This window comes from Halorientalis regularis (genome assembly GCF_023698535.1).
In the GTDB taxonomy this organism is placed as follows: Archaea; Halobacteriota; Halobacteria; order Halobacteriales; family Haloarculaceae; genus Halorientalis; species Halorientalis regularis.
Window position 1 is genome coordinate 138,227 of record NZ_JALJCL010000001.1, and the last position, 24,978, is coordinate 163,204.

Annotated in this window: 24 protein-coding genes and 2 pseudogenes; 11 read left to right on the forward strand and 15 right to left on the reverse strand. The window is 66.4% G+C overall.

What is annotated here, in order from left to right:
- The 3 genes from MU521_RS00730 to MU521_RS00740 all read right to left on the reverse strand — a co-directional run bounded on the left by MU521_RS00730 (position 1) and on the right by MU521_RS00740 (position 3,653).
- A complete protein-coding gene (locus tag MU521_RS00730; protein WP_092687050.1) occupies positions 1-1,392 on the reverse strand; it encodes a sensor histidine kinase in 1,392 nt (463 codons plus the stop codon).
- A 111-nt stretch (positions 1,393-1,503) separates the two neighbouring features.
- The gene (locus MU521_RS00735) at positions 1,504-2,913 is read right to left on the reverse strand and encodes a hypothetical protein (protein WP_092687047.1); all 1,410 of its coding nucleotides are present in this window, start codon (positions 2,911-2,913) and stop codon (positions 1,504-1,506) included.
- A 2-nt stretch (positions 2,914-2,915) separates the two neighbouring features.
- Complete coding sequence (locus MU521_RS00740; RefSeq protein ID WP_092687044.1) at positions 2,916-3,653, reverse strand: ABC transporter ATP-binding protein; 738 nt, start codon at positions 3,651-3,653, stop codon at positions 2,916-2,918.
- Between the two features lie 149 nt (positions 3,654-3,802).
- Here MU521_RS00740 and MU521_RS00745 point away from each other — a divergent pair, with 149 nt between their 5' ends.
- Positions 3,803-4,600 carry an enoyl-CoA hydratase/isomerase family protein gene (locus MU521_RS00745; protein WP_092687041.1) on the forward strand — a complete coding sequence of 266 codons (798 nt, stop codon included), beginning with the start codon at positions 3,803-3,805 and terminating at the stop codon, positions 4,598-4,600.
- A gap of 19 nt (positions 4,601-4,619) precedes the next feature.
- On the opposite strand, the gene MU521_RS00750 is transcribed toward MU521_RS00745, so the two are convergent.
- The gene (locus tag MU521_RS00750) at positions 4,620-4,859 is read right to left on the reverse strand and encodes a CDGSH iron-sulfur domain-containing protein (RefSeq protein ID WP_092687038.1); all 240 of its coding nucleotides are present in this window, start codon (positions 4,857-4,859) and stop codon (positions 4,620-4,622) included.
- A gap of 100 nt (positions 4,860-4,959) precedes the next feature.
- Between MU521_RS00750 and MU521_RS00755 the strand changes: the two genes are divergently transcribed.
- A complete protein-coding gene (locus tag MU521_RS00755) occupies positions 4,960-6,591 on the forward strand; it encodes a potassium channel family protein (RefSeq protein ID WP_092687035.1) in 1,632 nt (543 codons plus the stop codon).
- On the opposite strand, the gene MU521_RS00760 is transcribed toward MU521_RS00755, so the two are convergent.
- A complete protein-coding gene (locus MU521_RS00760) occupies positions 6,588-7,427 on the reverse strand; it encodes a DUF7537 family lipoprotein (RefSeq protein WP_092687032.1) in 840 nt (279 codons plus the stop codon). The two genes, MU521_RS00755 and MU521_RS00760, sit on opposite strands and share 4 nt — an antisense overlap.
- Positions 7,428-7,502: 75 nt before the next feature.
- Positions 7,503-8,114: a DUF998 domain-containing protein gene (locus MU521_RS00765; RefSeq protein ID WP_092687029.1), complete on the reverse strand. Its 612-nt coding sequence runs from the start codon at positions 8,112-8,114 to the stop codon at positions 7,503-7,505.
- Positions 8,115-8,245: 131 nt separating this feature from the next.
- Between MU521_RS00765 and MU521_RS00770 the strand changes: the two genes are divergently transcribed.
- Positions 8,246-8,785, forward strand: coding sequence for a TlpA family protein disulfide reductase (locus MU521_RS00770; protein ID WP_092687025.1), 540 nt, complete (start codon positions 8,246-8,248; stop codon positions 8,783-8,785).
- Positions 8,782-9,495, forward strand: a complete 714-nt coding sequence (locus tag MU521_RS00775) for a cytochrome c biogenesis CcdA family protein (RefSeq protein ID WP_092687022.1) — start codon at positions 8,782-8,784, stop codon at positions 9,493-9,495. Before MU521_RS00770 ends, MU521_RS00775 begins: the two co-directional genes overlap by 4 nt.
- A 16-nt stretch (positions 9,496-9,511) precedes the next feature.
- Here the strand turns inward: MU521_RS00775 and MU521_RS00780 are convergent, their stop codons facing one another.
- The gene (locus MU521_RS00780) at positions 9,512-9,649 is read right to left on the reverse strand and encodes a hypothetical protein (protein ID WP_175452737.1); all 138 of its coding nucleotides are present in this window, start codon (positions 9,647-9,649) and stop codon (positions 9,512-9,514) included.
- Positions 9,650-9,832: 183 nt separating this feature from the next.
- Positions 9,833-11,977, reverse strand: coding sequence for an AAA family ATPase (locus MU521_RS00785; RefSeq protein ID WP_092687019.1), 2,145 nt, complete (start codon positions 11,975-11,977; stop codon positions 9,833-9,835).
- A 77-nt stretch (positions 11,978-12,054) separates the two neighbouring features.
- Between MU521_RS00785 and MU521_RS21345 the strand changes: the two genes are divergently transcribed.
- Both MU521_RS21345 and MU521_RS00790 read left to right on the forward strand, forming a co-directional pair.
- Positions 12,055-12,189 (forward strand): DUF7128 family protein, encoded by a 135-nt coding sequence (locus MU521_RS21345; protein ID WP_281186977.1) that lies wholly within the window; start codon positions 12,055-12,057, stop codon positions 12,187-12,189.
- Positions 12,190-12,268: 79 nt separating this feature from the next.
- Complete coding sequence (locus tag MU521_RS00790; protein WP_092687016.1) at positions 12,269-14,224, forward strand: DEAD/DEAH box helicase; 1,956 nt, start codon at positions 12,269-12,271, stop codon at positions 14,222-14,224.
- Between the two features lie 30 nt (positions 14,225-14,254).
- Here MU521_RS00790 and MU521_RS00795 read toward each other — a convergent pair whose 3' ends face one another.
- Positions 14,255-14,488, reverse strand: coding sequence for a DUF8015 family protein (locus MU521_RS00795; protein WP_092687013.1), 234 nt, complete (start codon positions 14,486-14,488; stop codon positions 14,255-14,257).
- A 322-nt stretch (positions 14,489-14,810) separates the two neighbouring features.
- Here MU521_RS00795 and MU521_RS00800 point away from each other — a divergent pair, with 322 nt between their 5' ends.
- Entirely contained in the window at positions 14,811-15,014 is a 204-nt protein-coding gene (locus MU521_RS00800; RefSeq protein ID WP_139171023.1) for a hypothetical protein, read from the forward strand.
- Here the strand turns inward: MU521_RS00800 and MU521_RS00805 are convergent.
- Both MU521_RS00805 and MU521_RS00810 read right to left on the reverse strand, forming a co-directional pair.
- Positions 15,011-16,767: pseudogene (locus MU521_RS00805) on the reverse strand (MutS-related protein). The gene MU521_RS00800 and the pseudogene MU521_RS00805 sit on opposite strands and share 4 nt — an antisense overlap.
- Before the next feature lie 45 nt (positions 16,768-16,812).
- A complete protein-coding gene (locus tag MU521_RS00810) occupies positions 16,813-17,292 on the reverse strand; it encodes an SRPBCC family protein (protein WP_092687009.1) in 480 nt (159 codons plus the stop codon).
- A gap of 190 nt (positions 17,293-17,482) precedes the next feature.
- Between MU521_RS00810 and MU521_RS00815 the strand changes: the two genes are divergently transcribed.
- On the forward strand, positions 17,483-18,463 hold the full coding sequence (locus MU521_RS00815; RefSeq protein ID WP_092687006.1) for a hypothetical protein: 981 nt from the start codon (positions 17,483-17,485) through the stop codon (positions 18,461-18,463).
- Here the strand turns inward: MU521_RS00815 and MU521_RS00820 are convergent.
- Together MU521_RS00820 and MU521_RS00825 are read right to left on the reverse strand one after the other, a co-directional pair.
- Positions 18,460-19,719, reverse strand: a complete 1,260-nt coding sequence (locus MU521_RS00820; protein WP_092687003.1) for a Glu/Leu/Phe/Val family dehydrogenase — start codon at positions 19,717-19,719, stop codon at positions 18,460-18,462. The genes MU521_RS00815 and MU521_RS00820 overlap by 4 nt on opposite strands.
- Positions 19,720-19,798: 79 nt before the next feature.
- Complete coding sequence (locus MU521_RS00825; RefSeq protein ID WP_092687000.1) at positions 19,799-20,650, reverse strand: HpcH/HpaI aldolase/citrate lyase family protein; 852 nt, start codon at positions 20,648-20,650, stop codon at positions 19,799-19,801.
- Positions 20,651-20,741: 91 nt separating this feature from the next.
- Here MU521_RS00825 and MU521_RS00830 point away from each other — a divergent pair, with 91 nt between their 5' ends.
- The 3 genes from MU521_RS00830 (at position 20,742) to MU521_RS00840 (ending at position 22,444) form a co-directional block, all read left to right on the forward strand.
- Complete coding sequence (locus MU521_RS00830; protein ID WP_092686997.1) at positions 20,742-21,197, forward strand: MaoC family dehydratase; 456 nt, start codon at positions 20,742-20,744, stop codon at positions 21,195-21,197.
- A gap of 136 nt (positions 21,198-21,333) precedes the next feature.
- The gene (locus tag MU521_RS00835) at positions 21,334-22,071 is read left to right on the forward strand and encodes a CAP domain-containing protein (RefSeq protein ID WP_092686994.1); all 738 of its coding nucleotides are present in this window, start codon (positions 21,334-21,336) and stop codon (positions 22,069-22,071) included.
- A 121-nt stretch (positions 22,072-22,192) separates the two neighbouring features.
- Complete coding sequence (locus tag MU521_RS00840; RefSeq protein ID WP_217630090.1) at positions 22,193-22,444, forward strand: DUF2250 domain-containing protein; 252 nt, start codon at positions 22,193-22,195, stop codon at positions 22,442-22,444.
- Positions 22,445-22,533: 89 nt separating this feature from the next.
- Here the strand turns inward: MU521_RS00840 and MU521_RS00845 are convergent.
- Both MU521_RS00845 and coxB read right to left on the reverse strand, forming a co-directional pair.
- Positions 22,534-23,775, reverse strand: a pseudogene (locus tag MU521_RS00845) (RNA-guided endonuclease InsQ/TnpB family protein).
- 119 nt (positions 23,776-23,894) lie between these two features.
- On the reverse strand, positions 23,895-24,890 hold the full coding sequence (gene coxB / locus MU521_RS00850) for a cytochrome c oxidase subunit II (RefSeq protein WP_394327220.1): 996 nt from the start codon (positions 24,888-24,890) through the stop codon (positions 23,895-23,897).
- Positions 24,891-24,978: the final 88 nt, after the last annotated feature.

Genomic DNA, 24,978 nt, shown 5'->3' on the forward strand with positions numbered 1-24,978 from the left:
TCAGGCCGGGTCGACGCCGGTCACGTCGAACCGCGCGCCGCCAGCCCCGCTCTCGCAGACGCCGACCGTCCAGCCGTGGGCGTCGGCGATCTGGTCGACGATGGCCAGGCCGAACCCGGTCCCATCCCCGGCCGTCGAGAAGCCCGTCTCGAACACCGTCTCGTAATCGTCTTTCGGGATGCCCGATCCGTCGTCGGCGACGTAGAAGGCGATGGACGCCTCGTCGTCGCTGGAGCCGTCCGCGAACGTACCAACCCGTACCGTGTCCGCACCACCGTGGGTGGTGGCGTTGCGAAACAGGTTGCTCAGGAGTTCCTGCAGGCGCGCGTCGTCGGCCATGATCTCCGCGTCCGTCTCCACCACGAGGTCCGTGCCCTCCGCGTCGACGTACGGCCACACCTTCTTGGCGGCCGTCCCGATGGTCGTCGCCACGGGGTCGTCGACGGTGTCACCCTGCCGGGCCAGCGTCAGCACGTCCTCGATGAGCCGCTCCATTCGGTCGTGCGAGCGCTGGATCGCGTCGAGTTCCTCCGGATTCTCGTCGAACTCCTCGGCCAGCAGTTTGGCGTTCATCGTCGCGATGTCGAGCGGGCCCTGGAGGTCGTGTGAGACCATACTCGCGAAGCGGTCGAGCCGCTCGTTCTTCCGCTTGAGTTCTTGGGCCCGCTCGGTCCGCTCGGTCACGTCGCGAGCGATCAACTGGAAGGTGTCCCGTTCGGTCCGGATGTCCACCGGGACGACGATGTTGTGGAAGTGCCGGCCGTCGATCTCGCTCTCGAAGGTCCGAGACTCGCCGGTTTCGAGTACCGCCTGCCCGGCCGCGAGCCACGACTCGCCCGTCTCGGGGAACTGCTCGGTGAGGGCGGCCCCCCGGAGCGAGTCACGGCCGACACCCGCGAGAGCCGCCATGGCGGGGTTGGCGGCGACGATCTCCCCGTCTTGTTCGACCTGTGCGACCACGTCGGGGGTGTTGTCGACGAGCAGTTCGTAGCGCTGCTGGGTCCGCTGCTGGTCGACGGCGCTCGTGATCCGGTTGGCCAGCTGCTGGTACTGCTGGTCCTCGACGACTTCGAGTTTGAGGATGTAGTCGTCGACGCCCGCGGAGATGGCCTCGCTGGCGATCTCCTCGGTTCCGCGACCGGTCAGCAGGATGAACGGTATGTCCCCATGTTCGGCCCCGACCATCTCCATCAGCTCCAGACCGTTCGGGCCGGGCATCTCGTAGTCGCTGACGATGCAGTCGATCTCGGCGTCGGCCAGCACGTCCATCGCCTCGTCGGCACCGGTCGCCCGGTGGGACTCCATGCCGTGCTCCTCCGAGAGAGTCTCGGCGGTCATCTCGGCGAAGAACTCGCTGTCGTCGACGACCAGCACACGAATATCGTCAGTCATGGCTCGGCTCCTCCGTGAGAAGACGACACACATAGCGCGAGACGACGGACAGACTGGCCATACGTACTACTCACAACAAATTCGTCCACTGTCAAATATCCTCGGGCGATTTTAGCCCCGAAGCCGCCGCTCCCACCGCGGTCCGGCCCGTCGCTGGAGAGCGATGCCGACGACGGCGGCGACCGCCGCGAGCGCGACCGCGGCGACGGTCGCCCCCGGCCCGAACGCGGGTTCGACCAGCGCCGCCACCAGCAAGGGCATGGCGACCACCGACAGCGCCGCCCCGAAGGCCAGGAACCGGGGCGTGTCGAACAGGAGTTCCGTCGGCGAGAGTCCAGCGACGAACGCCGTCACGCCGAAGACGTACACCGACAGCAGTGGGAGGACGACGAGGCCCGGGACCAGCGCCACCGGGTCGTACCAGACCGCCGCGATGGCGAGGGAGACGAGGCCAGTCGGCACCGAGAGCAGGAGATACGCCCGTCGTTTCGCGGCGAAGACGGTCGCGACCGACACCGGATACCGCAGGTACTCGTCGGCGCTGTCGAACTGCGTCACCCAGCTGTAGGTGGTGAACGACCCCAGACCGAGCAGGGTGCCGAACGCCACCCCGGGCGCGGGCTGGAGCCCCGTGGCGGCCGTGATCTGTTTCAGGAGCAGGGCCGTCACGGCGAACAGGACACCCATCGAGAACAGGACCTTCCAGACGGAGCCACTGGAGCGGCTCACCTCCAGCAGGGCCCGCGTCGTCAGGCCGTCGTCGTCCCGGAGCCACGACTCGAGGGTCGTAAACCGCTCGCTGGCCGTTCGATAGGCCCCGCTATCGGCCGGGCGGAACAGGACGGGACCCAGGACGCCGAAGACCGCGACGGGGGCGAACCCGCGGACCGCCGCCAGCGCCGAGGGGGCCCGGTAGAGCGCGTACGGCGTGTACGCCAGCGCGTCGATGCCCGGCCAGAGAACGGCGGCGACCACGAGCGCGACCGGGACGACGACCAGCCAGCGGCTCCGGGTCGCCGCGCCCGCCAGCGTCAGCGAGAGCGTCACGCCCAGCGCGAACGCCCCCATCAGCGTCAGCCACAGCAGGGCGATCCGATCCGGGGCGTTACCCGCGTCGAGCGCCGTCGGCACCGCCGCGATGCCAATAGGAGCGATGAAGAAGCCGGTGTAGTAGACCAGGTCCTTCCAGAGGAAGACGGCGAGCAGGCGATTCCACGACACCGGGAGCGTTCGGGCCGAGAACACGAGCAGCGTCACGTCGCCCAGCGCGTCACGTAGTGCGTCCCGCCCCACGAGACCGATGGTCCCGACCTGGAGGCCGAAGAAAAAGAGCAGGCCGTGCAGGCCGGCGACGATCGCGCCGAAGTCCGTGCCCGTATAGGAGAGCAACGCGAATCCGCCGGCCGAGAGGACGGCGACGGCCACGGGGAAGGCGGCGAACCGCCGGCCGCCAAAGAGGTGTTCGTGGAGTCGCCACTCCTCGCGAAGCATCCGCCGGAACAGGTCGGTCGTGAGCGACATCGTCAGTGCTGGGCCGGCCCGGCCGGCGTGTCGGCGTCGTTCACTTCCGTCCGGAACACGTCGAGCAGGCGCTCGCCCTCGCCCAGTTCGCGGGGGTCACGCTCGGCCACGAGGCGGCCGTCGCTGACGATGGCGACCCGCGTACAGAGTTCTTCGGCCACCTCGATGAAATGCGTCGAGAGAAAGACCGTATTCCCGCGCTCGACGTACTCCCGGAAGTGGCCCTTGATCTGTTCTTGCATCAGCGGATCGAGGTTGACCAGTGGCTCGTCGATGAACACGAGGTCGGGTTCGTGGACGAACGCGGCCGCGAGCATGACCCGCTGGCGTTCCCCCTCCGAGAGGTCAGTCGAGAGCGTGTCGAGCAGGCCGGCGAACTCGAAGCGCTCGGCCCACTCGTCGATGCGAGCGGTCACGTCGTCGAGGTCCCGGACGCTCCCGACGAACTCCAGATACTCCCGGGGCGTCAGAAAGCTCGGCGGGTCCTCGCGTTCGGGGAGGATGCCGACCGACCCCCGGACTGCGAGTGGATCCGTCACCGGATCGTGACCCAGAACCGAGGCCGTGCCCGAGGTGGGTTCCAGTTGCCCGGTCAGGATCTCGATGGTGGTAGTCTTTCCCGAGCCGTTCGGACCCAGCAGGGCGAACAGTTCGCCGTCGGGGACGGTCAGTGAGAGGTCGACCAGCGCCGACACGTCGCCGTAGCGCTTGGTCAACTCCTCCGTCTCGATGGCGGTCATCCCCCGAGTGGTGTCGGGCCAGTGAGAAAAGGATTGCCGGGGCTTTAGCCACTGATCTTCAATTCCCACACATCCGACGCTAAAGGGTTAGGCCGGTAGTGGGCACACCAGTTCCACAGAGTGGACCACGCGGTCCACGGGGGATCAGCATGACTGACATCGACACCGATTTCGAGACGATTCGCATCGAGACGCCCGGGAACTACGTCGGCCACCTCGTGCTGGACCGGCCCGAGGACATGAACACCGTCAGCGCGACGATGCTCGAGGAACTGGACGAGGCCGTCGACGTACTCGAAGACCACGAGGGGGTCCGGGCCATCTATATCACCGGCGAGGGGGAGAAGGCGTTCTCCGCGGGCGCGGACGTGTCCTCTAACGGCGCGATGGACAACCGCGAGGGCGTCGAACACTCCCGGTACGGCCAGCGCGTGTTCGGCAAGTTCCGCGAGAGCGACCTGCCCGTGATCGCTGGCATCGATGGCTACGCCCTCGGCGGCGGCCTCGAACTCTCGATGTGTGCCGACCTCCGGGTCGCCAGCGAGTCCTCGGAGATGGGGCTGCCCGAGCACAACCTCGGCCTCCTGCCCGGATGGGGCGGCACCCAGCGCCTCCAGCGACTCATCGGCGAGAGCGCCGCCAAGTACGTCGTCTTCACCGCCGAGCGCATCCCCGCCGAGCGCATGCACGAGCTCGGTTTCGTCCACGAGGTCTACGACGACGACGAGTTCGAGGAGCAGGGGCTCGAATTCGCCGCGAACGTCGCCGGCGGCCCGCCCATCGCCCAGAAGTACACCAAACGCGCCATGCGTGAGGGGTGGGACAACATGGAGGCCGGCCTCGAACTGGAGGCCAGCGCGTTCGGTCACCTGCTCGACACCGAGGACCTGAGCGAAGGGATCACCGCCTTCGTAACCGATCAGGAACCCGAGTTCGAAGGCAAGTAACGGGCGCGCCGCTCGGTCACTAGTCCGAGTCGGTGAATACCATCTCCGCGATTTCGTGGCGCGTGTTCTCGTCGTCGTCGCCCTCGTACTTGTACAGTTTCCCGTCGTCCTCGTCGGCGGTCGCCCGGTGAGAGCCGTCACAGAACGGGTAGTCGCCCGACAACCCGCACATGCAGATCGCGATGTCGCCTTTTTCTCCGATGTCGTCCTCGTCGACGATCTTCGGGCCGGTGGCCTCGTGGGTAATCTCTCGTGGCACACGTTGACATGGGCACAGGAGTGCAAAAAGGCGGCGGGTGACTCGACTCCATTCGGGGTCAGAAAGCGTAAGGGGAGGCTGTTCGTTGGGACCGATAGCGATGGACACGTGGCAGCGTCGGACGGGATACTATCTCCTCGCACTCGGTGGGATCATGCTGGGTTACGCGCTGGTCTATCACTGGGCGATGGCGACCTTCGAGGGGATCGACCGCACTTTTCTGCGCTCGCTTCAGATCGTCGTCGAGACGTTCACGACGACCGGATTCGGCTCGGACGCCTCGTCGTGGGACACCTGGCAGACGAACCTGCTCGTCATCGTCATGGACCTGACCGGCGTGGTCCTGATATTTCTGGCCTTGCCAGTGCTGTTGTTCCCGCTGTTCGAGGAGACGATCTCCACGACGCCGCCGACGGAAGCCGAGGGCGTCGAGGATCACGTCGTCATCTGTGCGTACTCTCCGCGGATCGACATGCTCATCGACGAACTGGACGTGTACGAGGTGCCGTACGTCGTCCTCGAACCGGACCGTGACCGTGCCGCGGAGCTGGTCGAGGAGGGCATCGAGGTCGTCCACGGCGATCCGGAGTCGATGGAGACGCTCGAAGCGGTGAATCTGGAATCAGCGCGGGCGCTGGTCGCGGACGTGGACGACTCGACCAACGCCAGTATCGTTCTGACGGCCAAAGCCGCCGCGCCCGACGTGCGGTGTATCACCTTCGTCGAGGACCCCGACATCGCGACGTATCACCGGTATGCCGGGGCCGATCAGGTGTACTCGCCCAGACGACTCATCGGCGAGAGCCTCGCGAGCAAGGTGACCACCGGCATCACCGCCGAGGTGGGCGACGCCGTCGAGATCGGCGAGGACTTCGAGATCGTCGAACTGCCGGTGATGGCCGGCAGTGAACTGGTCGGCGAGACCATCGCCGAGAGCGGCATCCGTGAGCGCACCGGCGCGAACGTCATCGGCGCGTGGTTCCGCGGCGAGTTCGTCAGTCCACCCTCGCTCGACGCACGGCTCGACGAGCAGACGATCCTGCTGGTCGCCGGGCACGAGCGCCAGCTCGAACCGCTCAAGGAGATGACGCTCTCGGACAAGCGCCGCCGCCGCCGGGGTCACGTCGTCATCTGTGGCCACGGCGAGGTCGGGTCGACCGTCAAAGAGCGCGTCACGGCCGAGGGGGTGCCCTGTACGACCGTCGACAAAGAAGACTACGAGGGTGTCGACATCGTCGGTGACGTGACCGAGAAGGAGGTCCTCCGGGAAGCCGGCGTCGACGAGGCGAGTACGGTCATCCTCGCGCTGTCCTCGGACACCATGACGATCTTCGCGGCGCTGGTGGTCCGCCAGCTCAACCCCGAGGTCGAGATCATCGCCCGCGCCGACCAGACCGAAAGCGTCCGCAAACTCTACCAGGCCGGTGCGGACTACGTCCTCGCGCTGGCGACCGTCAGCGGCCGGATGCTCGCCTCGACGATCTTCGAGGAAGACATCATCTCCTACGATAAACAGGTCGAAGTGGTCCGGTTCGACGCGGGGAAACTCGTCGGCGAGACCCTCGCCGGGGCCGACATCCGCGCCGAGACCGGCTGTACCGTGATCGCCGTCGAACGCAACGGTGCCGTCATCACCGACCTCGCGCCCGAATTCGAGATCCAGGACGGGGACGACGTGATCGTCGCCGGCCCCGACGAGAACATCACCGAGTTCGCCGCCCGCTACGACTAGACCTCGCCGAGCCAGTCCGGTTCCTCGACCGTCGTGGACCCGATATCGGAGAAGACCGCGCTGGCCTCGTAGCCGAACGAGAGGCCCCGGTCGGACCCGGAGGTCGCGCTGAAGGAGGCCTCGTGGATGATGCCCTCGGAGTCGACGAACACCGTTCCCTCGACCTGCGTGTCGCTCCCGATGTTCAGTTTCGCGTCGGGCGTCGAAACCACGGTTTCGAGGTCGTAACGGACGAGTTCGGTCCCATTGCGGGTGACCACATCGGTCGCGTTGTACTCGCCGGAACCCAAGATGGTCCGCAACAGTGCTCGGCCGGTGAAGCTGTCGGGCGCGGTGTCCGCAAACGGCGCGTCGACCGCCGTCGAGACGGCGCCGTACTCGACGCCGGCGGCCCCCTCGACCCGGTACGCCGCCGTTCCGTCCGTGACGTACGACGTGAAGGTATCACCGGAGCCGCCGCCGACGATCCGCGTCAGCGTCTCGTTACTGCTCGCTTCGTGTGCGATCGTGTACTCGATGCCCGCGCTGGCGGAGCTTTCACTGCCGCCGGCCGAGAACCCCTTGGTCCCCGAGAGGGTGACGCTCGACCCAGAGAGCGCGGCCTCGTGTTCGTCGAGCAGAGTCGTGACGTTCTCGATGCCGGACGGCGTGGCTCCGGCCGGGTAGGCGAAGGAAGTCACCGTCGCAGTCGTCGCGTCGAGCGCCGCCTCGTTCGCGTCCGCCGAATCTGTCCCTGCGTCCGTGGTCGTTCCCTCCCCACCGGAGGGACCCCCCGTACAGCCCGCGAGGGCGACGACGAGAGTCAGCGCCAGCGTCACGAGAACTCGTTTTCGCATATCACCCTATCGGCAATCGTCTTTTGTAAACGTATCGCTCACATTATCTTTGGCGATGGCGACCTGAAAGGAGTGTCAGGACGCGTGTCCGAGCCGTCGTCGGACCCACAGCGCCGTCGCGACGGTCCAGCCGGCCAGTGCCGCCGCGCCGACGACCTCCGGCAGGGCCAGCCCCGGCCGGCTGAACTCCCCGGTCGAAATCCACACGGCCCACGCACCGGTGTTCAAAACCCCGAGTCCAACCGTCACACCGCCGCGAGTCCGGTCACCGGCCAGGAAGTTCCCGGCTCCATACACCCACAGCGCGAGCGACAGGAGGACGTAGAAGGAGACGGCGACGAAAAAGTGAGCGTCCTGCGGGAGCGGGAACACGCCGATCAGCGCCATCGAGAGCGAGGTGAGCCCGAACAGCCCGATGCCCGCGAGCTCGACGAGATTGCGCGCGGCCAGGAACATGGCGTATCCGAATCCGAGGGCGACGACCCCGCCCGAGATGAGGCCCCCGTTGAACAGGAGTCGGGTGAGGTCCGTCGCGACGGGTCCGGTCGGCCCGCCCAGGTCGGAGAGTGCGTTGCCGGTCCACGCGAACGACGGCGAGACGACGGTCGCGAGTAGGACGCCGACGAACGACAGGACCGGAGCGACGAGTCCGGCCCCCACGCTCGCCCGCTCGACAGTGTCGGTCATAGACCTGGTGTCCGGACGCCGACTAATCAACGGTTCGGTCTCCGGAGCGGCCGTTCGGTGGCGCTACCGGTCGTGTACCCCTCGCTCACGATGACGCGCCTTTTTTTTACGCCCGGCCCCGAGGTCCGGGTATGCGCGGGTACGACCGTCGGACGTTCCTGACCGCCACCGGGGCCGCAGTGACGGCACTGAGTGGGTGTACCCAGTTGCCCGGGTCGCGCGATGGGCCGGGCGCGAGCGGTGATGGCGACGCCGGCACCGGAGACGGCGCGCAAACGCTCGACACCCTCGACGTTGGTGGCTCCCCCGGCGAGACGATGGCGGTCGTACCCGACGGGACCGTGACCCTGCTCGATTTCTTCGCGACGTACTGCGCCCCCTGCAAGCCACAGATGGCGGAGTTGCGCGAGGTCCGGTCGGCGTTCCCGGACGTGCACATGCTGTCGATCACCTGGGAACGGGATGCGGCCACGGTCCGGTCGTTCTGGCGGGAGTACGACGGGACCTGGCCCGTCGCGATGGACCCCGAGGTCGAGACGGGACCGGTCTACGACGTGCGGGCACTGCCGACGATGCTGGTCGTCGACGCCGACGGGGCCGAGACCTGGCGGCACAAGGGGCTCGCGGCGGCGGCGACCATCGAGACGGAACTGGAGGCGGCCCGGCAGTGACGGACCTCGGGGTGGCCCGGCTGACCTACGCGTTCACACTGGGGACGGGCACCTTCTTCGCACCCTGTGCGTTCCCCCTCCTGCCCGGGTACGTCGCCTACTACCTCGGGACGTCCGAGGACGGTGGATCGACGGGGTCGGTGCCGCGCCGCCTCGGTCGCGCGGTCGGCGTGGGCCTGCTGGTGAGCCTCGGGTTCGCGCTGGTGTACGGCGCGCTCGCGCTCTTGCTCGCCGCGGTCGGGCCACGCATCGTCGAGAACATCGCGGCGCTGGAACTGATCGTCGGCCTCGCGCTGATCGCCGTCGGCGGCATGATGGCGACCGGGCGGTTCCGGGCGACGACGCTCCACGTCCCCTTGCCCGAACGTCGGCGCTCGGCGGCGGGCTACGTCCTGTTCGGTGTGGTCTACGCCGCGGCGGCCGCAGGGTGTACCGCCCCGCTCTTTCTCGGTGTGGCCTTCGCCGCGGTGACGACCGGCCCCGTCACGACGGTGGCGACGCTGGGCGCGTACGCCGCCGGCATGAGCGTCCTGATGATCAGCGTCACGACTGCGACCGCGTTTGGCCGGGACGCCGTCCTGAAACGGCTGTCCGCGGCGACCGGCCGGATCTCGCAGGTCGCAGGTCTCGTCGTCGTGCTGGCCGGGCTGGTACAGCTGTACTACTTCCTCGTGGTCTTCGACGGACTGTCGACGCTCGGGCTCGCCTGAGAGAAACCGGACCGGTTCAGTGCTGGTCGCTCTCGGCGTCGAACAGCCCCGTGATCGGGACCTCGTTGTCGGTCGCGAACGTCAGCGGTGCGCCGCCTGTCTCGTCACCGGTGGTCGTGGGTCGAGTCGTCGGGGTCGGTGTGCGTGTACTCATGGTGAACGTCTGCGAACCGCGTGATCTGGAAGCGATACCGATACGGCTCAGGAAAGAAGCGAACAGCGCCCGCGTACTATCGGTATCATCGTGACACGTAGGCGTAGTCCGCAATCTGTAATAAATGTTCCTGCTAGACCCACGGGGCGGGAATCGTGGGGCCGAACACGGGCCGCCGCGGCGTCAGTCGCGTCGATCCAGTTCCGCCAGCGCCGACTCGAAGTGATCGGTCCCGATCACCACCTCGTCGGCGCGGGCGGTCGCCTCCGCAGGACCGTGTTCGCGGGCGAACGTGCGGATGGCTCGCATCGAGGCGTCCCGGACCAGTGCGTCGAGTTCCGCTCCGGAGAGCCCCTCGGTCTCGGCGGCCAGATCCCCCAGAGACACGTCGCCGGCGATGGGTTTCTCCCGGGTGTGGACGGCGAGAATCTCCCGGCGAGCGTCGGCGTCTGGATCGGGGACCTCGATGTGTTCCTCCAGCCGACCAGGGCGAAGCAGGGCGGGATCGAGCGCGTCTCGGCGGTTCGTCGCCGCCAGCACCACGAGGTTCGGGTTCTCGGCCAGCCCGTCGAGTTCCGTCAGGAGTTGCGAGACGACTCGCTCGGTCGCCTCACCGGTCTCGCCCCGTCTGCCGGCGATAGCGTCGATCTCGTCGAAGAAGACGATGGAGGGGGCGGCCTGCCGGGCCCGCTCGAAGACCTCCCGAACGGCCTTCTCCGATTCGCCGACGTACTTGTCGAGCAGCTCCGGGCCGGCGACGTGGATGAAGTTCACGTCGCTCTCCCCGGCCAGCGCCCGCGCGAGCAGGGTCTTGCCGGTCCCGGGCGGGCCGTGCAGCAGGACGCCCGATGGCGGATCGGTCTTCGTGGCCTCGAACAGTTCCGTGTAAGAAAGCGGCCACTCGACGGCCTCGGTGAGCCGGTCTTTGGCCTCGGCCAGCCCGCCGACGTCGTCGAAGGAGACGCCTGGCGACTCGGCGACGTACTCCCGCATCGCGGAGGGATCGACCGCCGCCAGCGCCGCCTCGAAGTCCTCGCGGGCGACGACCGGTTCCTCGCGGGTGCGCCGGAGCGCGGACATCGCGGCCTCGGTGACGAGCGACTGGAGGTCCGCGCCGACGAACCCGTGCGTCCGGGCGGAGAGCCAGTCGAGGTCCACGTCGTCGTCCAGCGGCATCCCGCGCGTGTGGACCGCCAGGATCTCGTGGCGGCCCGTCTCGTCGGGGACGCCGATCTCGATCTCGCGGTCGAACCGGCCGCCACGCCGGAGCGCTGGATCGATGCTGTCGACGCGGTTGGTCGCCCCGATGACGACCACACGACCCCGATCTTCCAGCCCGTCGAGGAGGGTGAGCAGTTGCGCGACCACGCGATTCTCCATGTCGGCGTCCTCGTCGCGCTGGCCGGCGATGGAGTCGATCTCGTCGATAAAGAGGATCGCCGGTGCGTTGGCCTCGGCCTCCTCGAAGGCCTCCCGGAGGCGCTCCTCGCTCTCGCCCTTGTACTTCGAGACGACCTCCGGACCCGAGATGGTCTGAAAGTGGGCGTCGACCTCGTTGGCGACGGCGCGGGCGATCAGCGTCTTCCCGGTGCCAGGGGGGCCATACAGCAGGACCCCTTTCGGCGGGTCGATGCCGAGCCGCCGGAACAGGTCCGGCTCCGAGAGCGGGAGTTCGATCATCTCCCGCACCATGTCGAGCTCGTCGTCGAGGCCGCCGATATCCTCGTATGTCGAGCCGAGATCTTCCGCCTGTTCGCCGGCCCCGGCGGCCGCGTCGGCGTCGGGGTCGGGCGCGTCGTCCGGAACTGCGTCGCCGTCGGTGGCACCGTCGCTCAGGTCGAGATCGATGCCGGGCAGGACGGTGACCTCGGTGTCTTCGACGACTCGCACGGGGCCGTCGGGATCGGTCAATGAGACGACCACGACGCCGAGGCCGTCGACGTGGACGCGCTCGCCCTCCCGGATCGGGCGGTCGAGCAGGGCGTCCGCGACGAGCGCGTCGGTGTCCCCGTCCTCGGGCAGTGACTCGGTGGGCCGGACAGAGACGATGCTGGCTTCCGCGACGGACGTGGTCGCGACAGTGACGGTGTCACCGACGTTCACGCCGGCGTTGGCTCGCGTGTCGGCGTCGATGCGCACCACGTCGTCGCCGTCGTCGGTCGGCCAGACCTTCGCGACGGTCTCGCGCTCGCCGCGGACGACGACCGGATCGCCGCTGAGGACGCCCAGCTGCTGGCGCGCGGGTTCGGGGAGGCGGGCCACGCCCCGGCCGGCGTCGCGTTTGTCCGCGCCGGCGACGGTCAACTCGACGCCGTGCTCGTCACTCATGCGCGGCCGTAGTCGCCCCACCGTCAAGAGGTTTCCCCGGAGAAACGCATATACCGCCGGGCGTCCCACGCACACACATGGTCGTGCAAACTCAGCGCGACGAGGTTACCTGGTACAAATGTGAGGCCTGCGGCCTCATGTTCGACGCCAAAGACGACGCGCGCCAGCACGAATCCGACTGCGACGGCGAAGATCCGTCGTACATCCAGTGATCGCCGGGGGACACCAGGTGCTTTCTCCGACGTTCGCGGGACGCAAGCCGTTTGTCCGTCCACCGCCAATCGGCCCGTAGTGACCGACAGCGACGAGTCCGACGGCACCGACACGACGGACGAGGAGACGCATCCCGACGGTGACCGACCGGCCAGCGACACCACGCTCGACGCCGAGACGTTCGCCGACGTGGTCCAGGAGATCGGGCGGCCCGTCGTCACCGCAAGCCACGTCGCGCAGGCGCTGGACTGGACCCAAGACGAGGCCAGCACCGCCCTCGACGCGCTGGCAGAGGAGCGTGCGGTCGACCGACTCGACGTGTCGGCCGACCCCGTAGTCTGGTACCCGACCGACTGGTCGCGGCTGGTCGAGCGCGAGCGCGTGATACTCTTCCCGGGTCGCCGCGAGATCGTCGTCGACCACCCGACGCAGTTCACGCGGGCGCAACTCTCGCAGTTCGCCCACCTCGTCGACACCACCCATCGCGGCGGGTACCTGTACGAACTCCGCCGGGAGGACATCTGGGGCGCGCCCTACGAAGAGTTCGACGACCTGCTCGGCACCGTCAGGGACGTACTACCCGAACGGTCGCCCGACCTGGAGGAGTGGATCGAAGACCAGTGGAAACGCGCCCACCGGTTCACCCTCCGGACCCACGAGGACGGCTACGTCGTCCTCGAAGCCGCCACGGACGCGCTGATGGGCAACGTCGCCCGCGAGAAACTCGACGAGGGACAGCTCCGGGCAGCCATCTCCGACACGGAGAGCTGGGTCGCCGAGGAAGCGGTCGCCGAGGTCAAGCGGACCCTCTACGAGGCGGGCTATCCGGTGCAGGACGAACGGGATCTGGACACCGGCGAAGCGCTCGACCTCGATCTGGACCTCGATCTCCGGGACTACCAGCACGAGTGGGTGAGCGAGTTCATGGAGTCCAAATCCGGCGTGCTGGTGGGGCCGCCCGGCGCGGGCAAGACCGTCGCGGCGCTGGGCATCCTGGCCCGCGTCGGCGGCGAGTCGCTGATCCTCGTCCCGAGCCGCGAACTCGCCAGCCAGTGGCACGAGGAGATCCTCGCGCGGACGACGCTGACCGAGGAGCAGGTCGGCGAGTACCACGGCGGCGAGAAGACCATCGCGCCAGTGACCATCGCCACCTACCAGACCGCAGGGATGGATCGGCACCGACAGCTGTTCGACAGCCGCGAGTGGGGGCTGGTGATCTACGACGAGGTCCACCACATTCCAGCCGCCGTCGCGCGACGGAGTGTGGACCTCCAGACCAAGCACCGCCTCGGACTCTCCTCCTCACCCGTCCGCGAGGACGACAAGGAGGAGGAGATCTACACGCTGATCGGCCCGCCCATCGGAACGGACTGGGACGCGCTGTTCGAGGCCGGCTTCGTCGCCGAACCGGAGGTCGAGATCCGGTACGTCCCCTGGGTCGACGAGGACGCGCGCAACCAGTACGTCAGTTCCGACGGCCACGAGCGCCGACAGCTGGCGGCGTCGAACCCGGCGAAGGTGGCGGAAACGCGCTACATTCTCTCCCGCCATCCCGAGAAGAAAGCGCTCGTCTTCTGTGACTACCTCGATCAGGGGCGGGAGCTGTCGGCCGCCCTCGACGTGCCCTTCGTCAGCGGCGAGATGCCACACAGCCAGCGCGAGCGGTTCCTCGACGAGTTCCGGCGGAGCGACCGCGACACGCTGATCGTCTCCCGGGTCGGCGACGAGGGGATCGACCTCCCCGACGCCGAGCTGGCAGTCGTCGCCTCCGGGCTGGGCGGCTCCCGCCGGCAGGGTGCCCAGCGTGCCGGACGGACCATGCGCCCGGAAGGCAAATCGCTGGTCTACGTGCTGGCCACGCGCGGGAGCCGCGAGGAGGACTTCGCGCAACGCCGGATGCGCCACCTCTCGTCGAAGGGCGTCCGCGTCTCCGAAGCCGAAGCGGAGGCGGTCACCGACGACGACGGCGACGCGGCCGATGGAGACACGACTGATGGCGACGCGGCCGGCGACGGCGAGGACAGCAGTCGCTGATCGGTCGAGGCGGCACGAAGGGAGAATCGGTTACTGCGTCGGGCGGATCGGCGGGTTGACGAACAGCGCGTCCAGCAGCGCGAGCGCGCTGACCGCCGACGCGCCGACGAGCGTCGTCCGGAACGGCACCGACAGCAGGTGGCCGAGGACGACACTCAGTATGAACACCACCGGAATGAACGCGAGTACGAGATCGTACCGCGACAGCGAGTCGAACGTCTGGAATCCGATACGATCCGAGCGAGCGTTGTCACTCCGGGGCATGCGTGTCACCCCCTTCAGTCGTACCTACCACACAATCCCACTAAAATCTTACTCCGATACAGTTCAGTGAACACACTTCGAACGGCAGTAGCGGTTCGGAAAATTATTCAAAAATAATATCGGGTACGTATTCGTCCCACCGGCTCGATTGCGTCGTGGCACCGTCGACGCGCTGAACCGGTCGTTCACGCGTAGTTCCGATGGGCGCCCCCACGACGAGTCCGCGGGCCTGACGGTCGTGGTCACCATGGCCAACGGCGTGACCGTGCGTTGAGTCGGCGGGTTCCACAAGGCACAGGGCGTCGCGGCCGTAACGCCGGGTATGGACGAATCCGGAAGCAGGCCCGTGGAGGGCCAGCGAGTGCGCACCACACTCGACGGTGCGGACGTGCGAGGGACCGTCGAGTCGGTGACGTACACGCCGAAGAAGGGGAACCTGATCGCGAAAGTGAGGCTCGACGAGCCGGGGCCGGACGGGCAATCGGCACTGGCTGTCGCCGTCGAAGACCTCGCCGAACTCGACTAGTTCTGTGACCACTTGGCGTCGGCCAGCGTCCGCTGGACCGCTTCCTGCCCGACCGCGGTGGCCAGCGTCTCGAACCCGGCGCGTTCCTTGCGGTCGTCGGCGTTGGCGACGAGTCGCGAGACGATGAACTCCGGCGTGGACTTCCCCACAGTGCCGAACCTCGGCTGGTAGTCCACCGAGAGGTCCAGGTCGGGGGTCAGCCCCTCGGCGAAGATGCCGTCGGTCCGGGCCTCGTCGGGGAGGGGTTCGAGGTCGTCGGCGAGGTGGGTGACGAACACGCCCAGCGCGTCCTCATCGACGGTCAGCGTCACCAGCCCGTGCAAGAGGTCGGCGGCGCTTCCCGGTTCGGTGATGGCCTCGAACTCGTCGACGAGCATCAGCGTCCGACCCTCGTCGGTGAGCGGCGGCACGACGGTCTGGAGCGTCGACTCCAGCACGCCCGCGTTGAAACTGGCGTGGCGGCGGTGGAACACGATCACGTCCACGATACCGACCTCGGCGGCCTCGGCCGGAACCGGCAATCCCATCTGAGCGAGCAGTTGTACCTGACAGAGCGTCTCCAGCAGGGTCGTCTTCCCCCCGCTGTTGGCTCCTGTGAGGACGGCCACGCGGTCGCCGGCCGGTGGCGCGGAGGCAGACGAAACGTCCAGGTCGTGGTCGCCGACGGCGTAGTCGACGGGCTGGACGGTCACGTCGGCCGCCTGCAGGTCGAGATTCCGCGCGCCACGGACGGCGACGGTCTCGCGGTCCTCGACGAAGGCCGGCCGGGTGAGGTCGTAGGCATCGGCGAAGCGAGCCAGCGAGACGTACAGCGCCGCGTCGTCGACGGCGGCGACGGCGGCGTCGATATCCTCGCGGGCGTCTTCGATGGCACCCTCCAGCTCGGCGACGATCTCGGCCTCGCGTTCCTCGACCGTGGTCCGACGGTCGTCGGCCAGGTTCCGGAGGCTCTCGCCGACGAAGCCGGCCGCGTCGGTGGCGTCGCCCGGCATCGCCTCCCTGATCGCGGCCGCTGGGACGGCGGTCTCGTCGGTGACGTGACGGCGGAACGCTTCGCGGAACTCGTCGGCCCGCGGGCGCTCCCCTGGACAGCCTCCACGACCGCGCTCTGGTTGGCGGCGAGTTCGTCGACGGCGGCGTACTGGTCGCGCAACTCGTCGAGGCGGTCGTCGACACCCCGGTCGACGCTGCCGTCACCCAGTGCGGCCAGCGCGTCGGCGGCGTCGGCCAGCGCGTCGCGGTCCAGGTCGGCCACGCGGTCGAAGACGCCGCCGCTGACGCCCAGGTCGAGCAGTTCCACCGCGGTCTCGACCGCCGAGCGGTCGCCACCGCTGACGCTGTCGTGGGCCTGGAAGGCCTCGACGACGGCCTCCCGGTCGCCTTCGGAGAGCGCGGTCCAGGCGTCGACGGCCGCGAGGACGGTATCGAGGCGCTCCGTCATCGCCTCGCGGTCGCGCAGGGGTGTCAACACGCGGATGCGGTCCTCGGCGTGGCGCGTGACGGCGAACTGGCTGGCCAGGTCGAGGAGCGACTTGTACACGTCCCGCGTGTCGCGGGTCGCGAGGACAGCCATCCCCTCGCCGCCGTTGGCGCGCCGGAGAATCCGGGTGGCCCGCCCCCGGCCGAGTCCAGCGTCCATCAGCGCACGGCTGTCGGCGCTCTCGATGGCCTCGATGGCCGCCGCTTCGCCGATACTGTCGGCAAGCACCGCCTTCGTCTTGGGCCCGACGCCCCAGTACTCCTCCAGTCGCATACCCCCGGCCAGACACGGCGCGGTCTTAGTGGTTCGGAAACCCGGCTACTCCAGCAGTTTCCGTGTCTGCCCATGACGGTACCGGAACATCGGTTCCATCCCGACGACCGCCAGCGGTGAGATAGCCCGGCCGAGTTGGCCCAGCGGAAGTTCGTACTCGACGCTGTCGAAGACGAGGGTCCCGTCGCCGTCGGCGAAGAACTTGTGTGTATGTTCCCACTCGGCGAAGGGACCACCGTCCATCGTGTCGCGGAACATCGCCGACCCGTCGCGTTCCTCGCGTTCGGCGATGACCGAGGTCCACTCTTGCCGGGGACCGACGCCGAAGGGGCGAACCGACGACTCGATCCGCGACCCGGTCTCGAGTATTCCCGGATCGGGGTCGCCGTCGGGCCCGGTGACCGACTCGACCTCCAGGTTCATCCAGCCGGGCGTCAACGCTTCCAGACCCGTCACCCGGGAGTGAAAGTCCCACACCTCGTCGAACGGCGCATCGACCCGGACTGTTCGCTGGTACTGAGACACGAACGCGTTAGGGCCAGCACGGGTAAAACTCCGGCGTTCGAGGAGATCACCGGTGCATCGAACCACGGCTACCGAAGACTGGTCGAAAAGTCGACCACTCCGCCCGAACCCTGAGAGCCGGCACTATCCGACGCTCGCTGCCTATCCCGAGTGCCGCAATTTTAACTGTAAGACATATTTTGTGTCCGACATGGATCGACGACAGTTCGTCAGGGCTGCTGGCACGGCGGGGACACTGGCGACGACGTCGCTGGCAGGGTGTCTCGGCGGCGTTTTGAACGGTGTCACCGGTGGCGGGGGGAGCGTCAGCGAGGGTGAACCCGCAGCGTACAACGCGTGGATCGGGGCCAGTACGACGGACGGGGGCGGTGGCATAGACGTGTCCTCGGCCAGCGGGTCGATACTCAGACGAGACTGGGGGTCGGCCCAGGAGAACCAGCGCATCCAGGACGATGCGCTCGCGATGTCCGTCACGGAGTGGGCCGTTCCCATCGGCTGGCTCTCCCAGGCCCTGAATCCCGAGGGAATCGCCAAACCGACCGCCGACGGGTCGAACACGGACCGCTTCACCCTCGTCAACGGGACGCGCGTGTTCGAGGGAGACTACGACCCGGCCGAAATCCGACAGATACAGGAGCGAAACGCGAACCAGAGCGAGACCTACGAGGGATACACGCTGTACATCGACGGCGAATCGACGACAGCAGTCTCGGCGGAGGCCGTGCTGTACGTGAGCGACGGGGCGGCCGGCGTCGACGACGCGACAGCGCGAATCGAGGCGACAATCGACGCCGCCACGGACGAGCGTACCCGGTTCGCCGCCGAATACGAGGCGTACGACGAACTCCAGTCCGCACTCCCGGTCCGGGGGTACAGTGGTGTCGAATTCGACCCGGATGGTGGCGTCCTCGAGGGCGACTCCGAGCGCGAGTTCACGACGTTGCAGGATACCGACCTGGATCCGGACGTACTCGGGTTCGCCGGCAGTGCGAGCATCGACGAAGACGACATGACCGCATCGGTCGCCCTGCGTTATCCCAGCTCTGACGCGGTCGACGACCGCGAGACCATCGAGTCCGAGCTGGGACAGGAAGCCGACAAGCGAGCCATCGAGATCGACGGTCCACTCGTAATCGCTGAGGGAGAGTACCGGGATCTCTCGGAGGACTAGGGGAAGACGCCCGCCTCGTCGGCGGCGTCGGCGACGCGTTCGATGGCGGTGACGTAGGCCGCAGTCCGGTAGTTAGGAACGTCGGTTTCTTCGTAGGTATCGGTAAGGGTGTCGAAAGCCTCGGTGATGACCCGTTCGAGTTCCTCGTTGACGCGCTGTTCGGTCCAGTAGAACCGCTGGCGGTTCTGCACCCACTCGAAGTACGAGACCGTGACACCGCCCGCGTTGGCGAGGATGTCGGGGAACACCGCCACGTCGCGGTCTGTCAACACGTCGTCGGCGTCGGGCGTCAGCGGTCCGTTCGCGGCCTCGACGATCACGTCGGCACTGACCCGCTGGGCGATCTCCTGGTCGATGGCGTTTTCCAGCGCGGCGGGGATCAACAGGTCCACGTCCATCGTCAGCAGTTCCTCGTTGGTCAGTTCCTCGCTGGCACTGGGGTAGCCGGAGAGCCGGCCAGTCTCTCCTTTGTGGTCCTTGGCGTCGGCCACGTCGAGGCCGTCGGGCTGATGGATCGCACCACTGGAGTCGGAGACGGCGACGACGTTCGCGCCGAGTTCCTCGTCGATCAGCCGGGCGGCGACCGACCCGGCGTTGCCGAAGCCCTGCACGGCGACGGTCGCTTCCGAGGCCGACTTCCCGAGGTACTCGAACACCTCCCGAGCGGTGAGCATCACCGAGCGACCGGTCGCCTCGACCCGGCCAGCGCTTCCCCCGCTGGTCGGGGCCTTCCCCGTCACCGTCCCCGGTGCCGTGGTGTTTTCGAGGGTCTCGTAAGTGTCTTTGATCCAGTTCATCTCCCGCTGGCCAGTGTTCACGTCCGGGGCGGGAATATCCTGATCCGGGCCGATCAGCGGCCGGAGTTCGTTGGCGTAGGACCGTGTGACTCGTTCCAGTTCCGACAGCGAGTACTCGCGCGGGTCGATCACGATACCGCCTTTCCCGCCGCCGTAGGGGATGTCGACGGTCGCACACTTGTACACCATCCACCCGGAGAGCGCCTTGACCTCGTCACGGCTGACGTTTGGATGGTACCGGATACCCCCCTTGTAGGGGCCACGGTCGCCGTTGAACTGCGACCGAAAAGCGGTGAACACCTCGATAGACCCGTCGTCCATCTCGACCGAGAGGGTGGTCTCGAGGACGCGCTCGGGCCGTTTCAGCCGTTCGAGCGCGTCGGAACCCACGTCGACGTAGGCGGCCGCGTCGTCGATCTGCTCCTGCAGACTCTCGAACGGGTTTACGTCGCCAGACATGCCAGATCCCTCGACCGTTTCGATAGTAAACGTTGCGGTGTTATTATCATGTGGAAGAATTAATATTATATAAGGTACGCTACCGCTTCCCCGCTGCGCGGGCGCGCTCGAGTATCTGTTCGGCCTGGGCGATCAGGGGCGCGTCGATCATCTCGTCGTCGACGCGGAACACGCCCCGGCCCTCGGCATCGGCCTCGTCTCTGGCTGCCAGCACGCGCTCGGCCCAGTCGATGCGCTCCTCGCTCGGGGTGAACGCATCGTTGATGATCGGCACCTGTGCGGGGTGGATCGCCATCTTCCCGTCGAATCCCAGCTGGACCGTGAACTCGGCGGCCGATTCCAGCCCTTCGGCATCGTCAACGTCGACGTGGATTGTATCGAGTGCGTCGATCCCGGCGGCCGCGGCAGCGAGGACGATCTGCTCGCGGGCGTGGAGCACTTCGACCCCCTCTTCGGTTCGCGTCGCGCCGATGTCGGCGGCGAGGTCCTCCGCCCCGATGGCGACGGCCTCCACGCGGTCGGCCGCAGCGATCTCCTGGGCGTGGAGGACGCCCGCCGCCGACTCGATCAGCGCGATTACGGGGACGTCGACGCCGTGTTCGTCGAGCAGGTCGACGACGCGTTCGAGACCCGCCGCGTCGCCGACTTTCGGCACCATCACGGCGTCGACGGCCGTCGAATCGGCCAGCGCAGTGGTAACGTCGGCGTCGACCACTGTCCCCGGCGGATTGACGCGAACCCAGACCGAACAGTCGGGGTCGAACTCCGGATCGGTGAGAACCTCGTGGATAGCCTCCCGGGCCGTGGGTTTCTGGCTGGGTGCGACCGCGTCTTCTAGGTCGAGCACGACGGCGTCGGCCCCGGAACCGGGCGCTTTCCGCATGAGGTCCGGCTGGTCACCGGGGGAGAACAGGACGCTTCTGCGAGCCATATCCGGGCGTGTGTGCCCAGCCGTAAGTCCGTTCCCCACGCCGAATCGACCCGGCGTCACCGTTATTGGCTCCGGGGACGACGAGGCGGCCATGACTGGTCTGTATTACGAAGACTTCGAGGTCGGGGAGACGATCCGCCACGAGAAACGCCGGACGATCTCCGAGAGCGACAACCAGCGGTTCTGTGACATGACGATGAATCAGCAACCGCTCCACCTCGATTCGGCGTTCGCCGCCGAGACGGACTTCGGCGAGCGGATCGTCAACGGCCTCCTGACGATGAGCCTCGCCGTCGGCCTGACGATCCCCGACACGACCGACGGGACCATCGTCGCGAACCTGTCGTACGACAACGTGGAACATCCGGCCCCGGTCTACCACGGCGACACGATCCGGGCCCAGTCGACTGTCACGGACAAACGCGAGACCAGCGACGGCGACCGTGGGGTCGTGACGATGCACGTCGAGGCGTTCGTCGTCGGCGAAGAGGAGCGACTGGTCTGTGAGTTCGACCGGACGGCGCTCTCGCTGAAGCGACCTGACTGACCGCGGCGGCAGGCGCGCCCCTCTCACAGCGGGGTCTGGAGTCGAACTGGCGGGAATCAACGAGTGTAACGACCGATTACGAGAGGGAGAAGTCCACCAAAAGTTGATTTACTAGGTCGGTAATGGGACACATAGTATGGTGAACAAGGCGGCGTTGTCGGTGCTTGGCGTCATCGTTCTCGTCTCGATGGGCGTGGGTGTCCTCATCGGGATGCAGATCGGTGGTGGCGGTGCCGGTACGACGGGCATGTCGACCCCGACACCGGGCGAGGGCACGGCACAGGGCCCGGGCGACGGTGAATCGAACCCTCGAGCGCAGACCACGATTCCCGGCGGAGAGATAGAGACCGTCCAGCCACCTGAAGAGGAGCAGACGATTCCCGCCAGACGATTCGAGAGACGGGAGATCAACACGGAGATCAAACGGTTGATCAACCAGCGCCGGACGAACCGGGACCTGTCGGACCTGATCACCGACGGGCAGGTCACGGACAAGCTCGACACAATGGCACGCAACCACAGCGTGGCGATGGCTGACGAAGGGCGCGTCAGCCACGCTATCGACGGAATATTTAGTAAGGAACGGTACAAACGTGCCGGACTCTATTCGTCCTGTCAGTTCAATTCTAATCCCGGGACGTACGTCGTCAACGCGGATGGTAACCAACTCGAAGTGATCGGGCACGTCGTCGCCGGCCGAACCCACGATGGGGAGTTCCTGGCGACCGAGAAGGAAGTCGCACGAGCGATTGTCGACGCCTGGTTCTCGGGGATCACTCGGAACCGCCTGCTCTACGAGAACGCCAATCAGATCGGCATCGGTGTCGAAGTCACCCAGAGCGGAGACGTCTACGTGACTGGGAACCTCTGCTAGCTCCGCAACCGATCTCTTTCGGTCCCGTCTTCTCGTCCCGAGTCATCGGCAAGACTTGCGATAGCGTTATATGTTACCGACACACATACTACGAGCGAGAACGATGTCCGGACCGAACTGGATGCGATCGGCGGACGAGCGGATTCTCCGGCAGCTACAGGAAGGGCGGCCGGACTATCTCGCGCTGGTCGCAAACCGTCTCGGGATGCATCTGCGCTACGTCGAACGTCGGTGTGCCGTCCTCGTCGAGCATGGCCTGGTGGAACCGGTCAGTGGCGAAGTCGTCTACCGGACGACGGAGCGTGGCGAGCGATTCCTGGCCGGAGAGGCGGACCTAGAGACGGACACGGCTGATGCGGCGACGAGCGACTAGTCGATCATCGGCCACTGCGAGCCTGATTGTCGCGACGAATCGAGTCGTTGAATGTTACCCCGCGCACGGTGGCGCGGGGAATCCTGCTCTCACGAGGGCAGGCTTCCTGTTTCGATGACGTGACTTGCAGACACAGACTCAAACTGAGTCGTGTCCGTAGCGGTCACAGTCTCTACAGGCGTTGATTCGGGTCATCCCAGCCCTAACTCAGCAAAGCCGCGTTGCAGGACGTTTATCGCCGCATTCGCGTCCCTGTCCGTCTCGAACCCACAACTCGGACAGGAGTGTTCCCGCACCCAGATGGGTTTCGCGGTTTCCACACCACACCGGGCGCACTCTTTCGTTGTTCCCGCAGGTTCAACCTGTACGACGTGCGTGCCGTACAGGTCGGCCTTGTAGTCGAGCAAGTTGATGAACTGCCGCCACGCCGCGTCCTGCTTGTTGCGAGCGTTGCCGTCGCCCCGAAGCATCCCTGTTACATCGAGATCTTCCACGAACACGGCGTCGTACTCCGTGACGAGCCACGTCGTAAGTTTGTGCTGATAGTCCAGCACTTTGCGGCGAATCCGGCGCTTCACTTTGGCGACCTTCTGGCGTTGTCTCTCGTAGTTCCGACTCCCGTGGTCTTTCCGCGAGAGTCTGCGTTGTTCGCGGCGCAGACGGTCGTAGTCGTCTTCGAGGTCGAGCCAATCCACGGTTTTGCCGTCGCTGGTGTGGATGTAGTTGCGGATACCGAGGTCGATCCCGACGCTGTTACTCGCGTCCAGTGAGTCCACGTCGGGTTTCTCGGGTAGGTTGTCGTCGTCGGTTTCGAGGGCGACAGAGACGAACCACTCGCCGGTCGTCTCCTTTTTGAACGTGACTTCGTTGATGGTGGTGTTGTCGGGAATCGGTCGAGAGTATCGGATTTTCACCCACCCAATCTTGCTGAAGCGGACGTATGCGTACTTGTCGTGGCCCCTCTTTTCATCGAGGTCGAAACCAGACTGATTGTACGTCACGCTTCGGTACTCGGTGGGTGCTTGCCGTTTAAGCTGACCAACGTTGTACCCGCTTTCTTTGAGTTCGCTCAGAACGCTGAGGGTATGGTGGAAACGAGCAACGGTGGCTTGGGCGGCTTTTGAGTGCAGTTCGCTGAACACTGGCCACCGTTGTTTCCACGCGGGGAGTTTGTTGTTCTGGTCGTACTCACTCGGCTTGTCGTTCTCTGGACTGTTCTCGTAGTCCCAGCGGACGTGGTTGTAGAGTTGGCGATGAACGTCGAGATGGTGGTCCAGCCTGTCCGCTACCTCTTGTGTCGGATAGGCGCGGTAGTGGTGACTGTATTCTATCGCTGTCTGCTGATTTGTATTTGTCTACTTAATGGTTGGTTTTGCGGGTTGTCGGCTTCATCCCCGACCACGGTGGGTCGGGGTATTCGCCTCGCTTACCAGTATAAACAGCGGCGCTGTTAGCCCTGTGCGCTGAACCAGGTCTGTGCCAGCCAGGAGTCGTAGTTCGACTGTGATCGGACTTCGACGGTCCCGAGCATTCCGGAGTGGCCGACACCACAGTATTCGGCGCAGTAGAGCTGGTACTCGCCCGTCTTCGTGGGCCTGGTGACGATGGAGTTCGACTGGCCGGGCAGTGCGTCCTGTTTCAGCCCCAGGTCGGGGACGTGGAACGCGTGCAGCCAGTCACGCGAGGTGATGTTCAGTCGGATGTTCTGGCCTTTCGGCATGACCAGCGTGTTCGTACTCTTGACGGTGGCATCGGTGATGCTCGCGCCCTCGATGGCTGCCCCGCTGACGCTCACATCGGTGAAGCGCACCTGCTCACCGGTCTCGTACTGGGAGGGGTTGCCAGCGCCTGCGGTCACGGTCCCGTTGACCAGCGAGGCGCTATCGAGCGCGCCGTCCCCGGCGCTGGAGACGGATCCACCCGATATCACGATCCCCTCGTCGGTGACGTTCTCGACGGTCGCGCCCTCGATCGAGACGTTCGTCATCGACACGTCGGTGGCGCTCGCGCCGTCGACGCTGACGTTGCGGTAGACGAAGTTCCAGTTGTACTTCTGGCCGTACACTTCGATCTCTTCGGCCGCTTCGCCGGGGATCTCGGCCTGTGACTCCGCGGCGACGTAGGGGTTCCCGAGCACCTGATAGGAGGCGACGCCGACGAAAAGCAGAATCACGGCCGTCGCGACGGTCCAGGTAATCTCCAGACGACGGTTCTCCTGGGTCGGTTTGGCTTCGTCCGTCTTGCTGTATTTCCAGACGGTGTAGATCAGGATCCCCTCGACGAGGATGGTGATCGGGACCGCCACGTAGATCAGGTTGCTGTTCAGTCCCCGGATCGCTCCTTCGGTAGTCGACGCGTACCCTGACTGGGCGGCCGCGGGTTCGACCGCCATCAGCAGTAACGTGGCACCGTAAAGCGCCATCGCCCCGACGCGCTTGCGGTTTATCATTACGCGGGGCTTAGGAATTGGCGCATAAATAGCTGCTGTCTTCGCGCGAGTCCGGTCCCCCTGCGACGGTTTCTCGCGGTGTCTG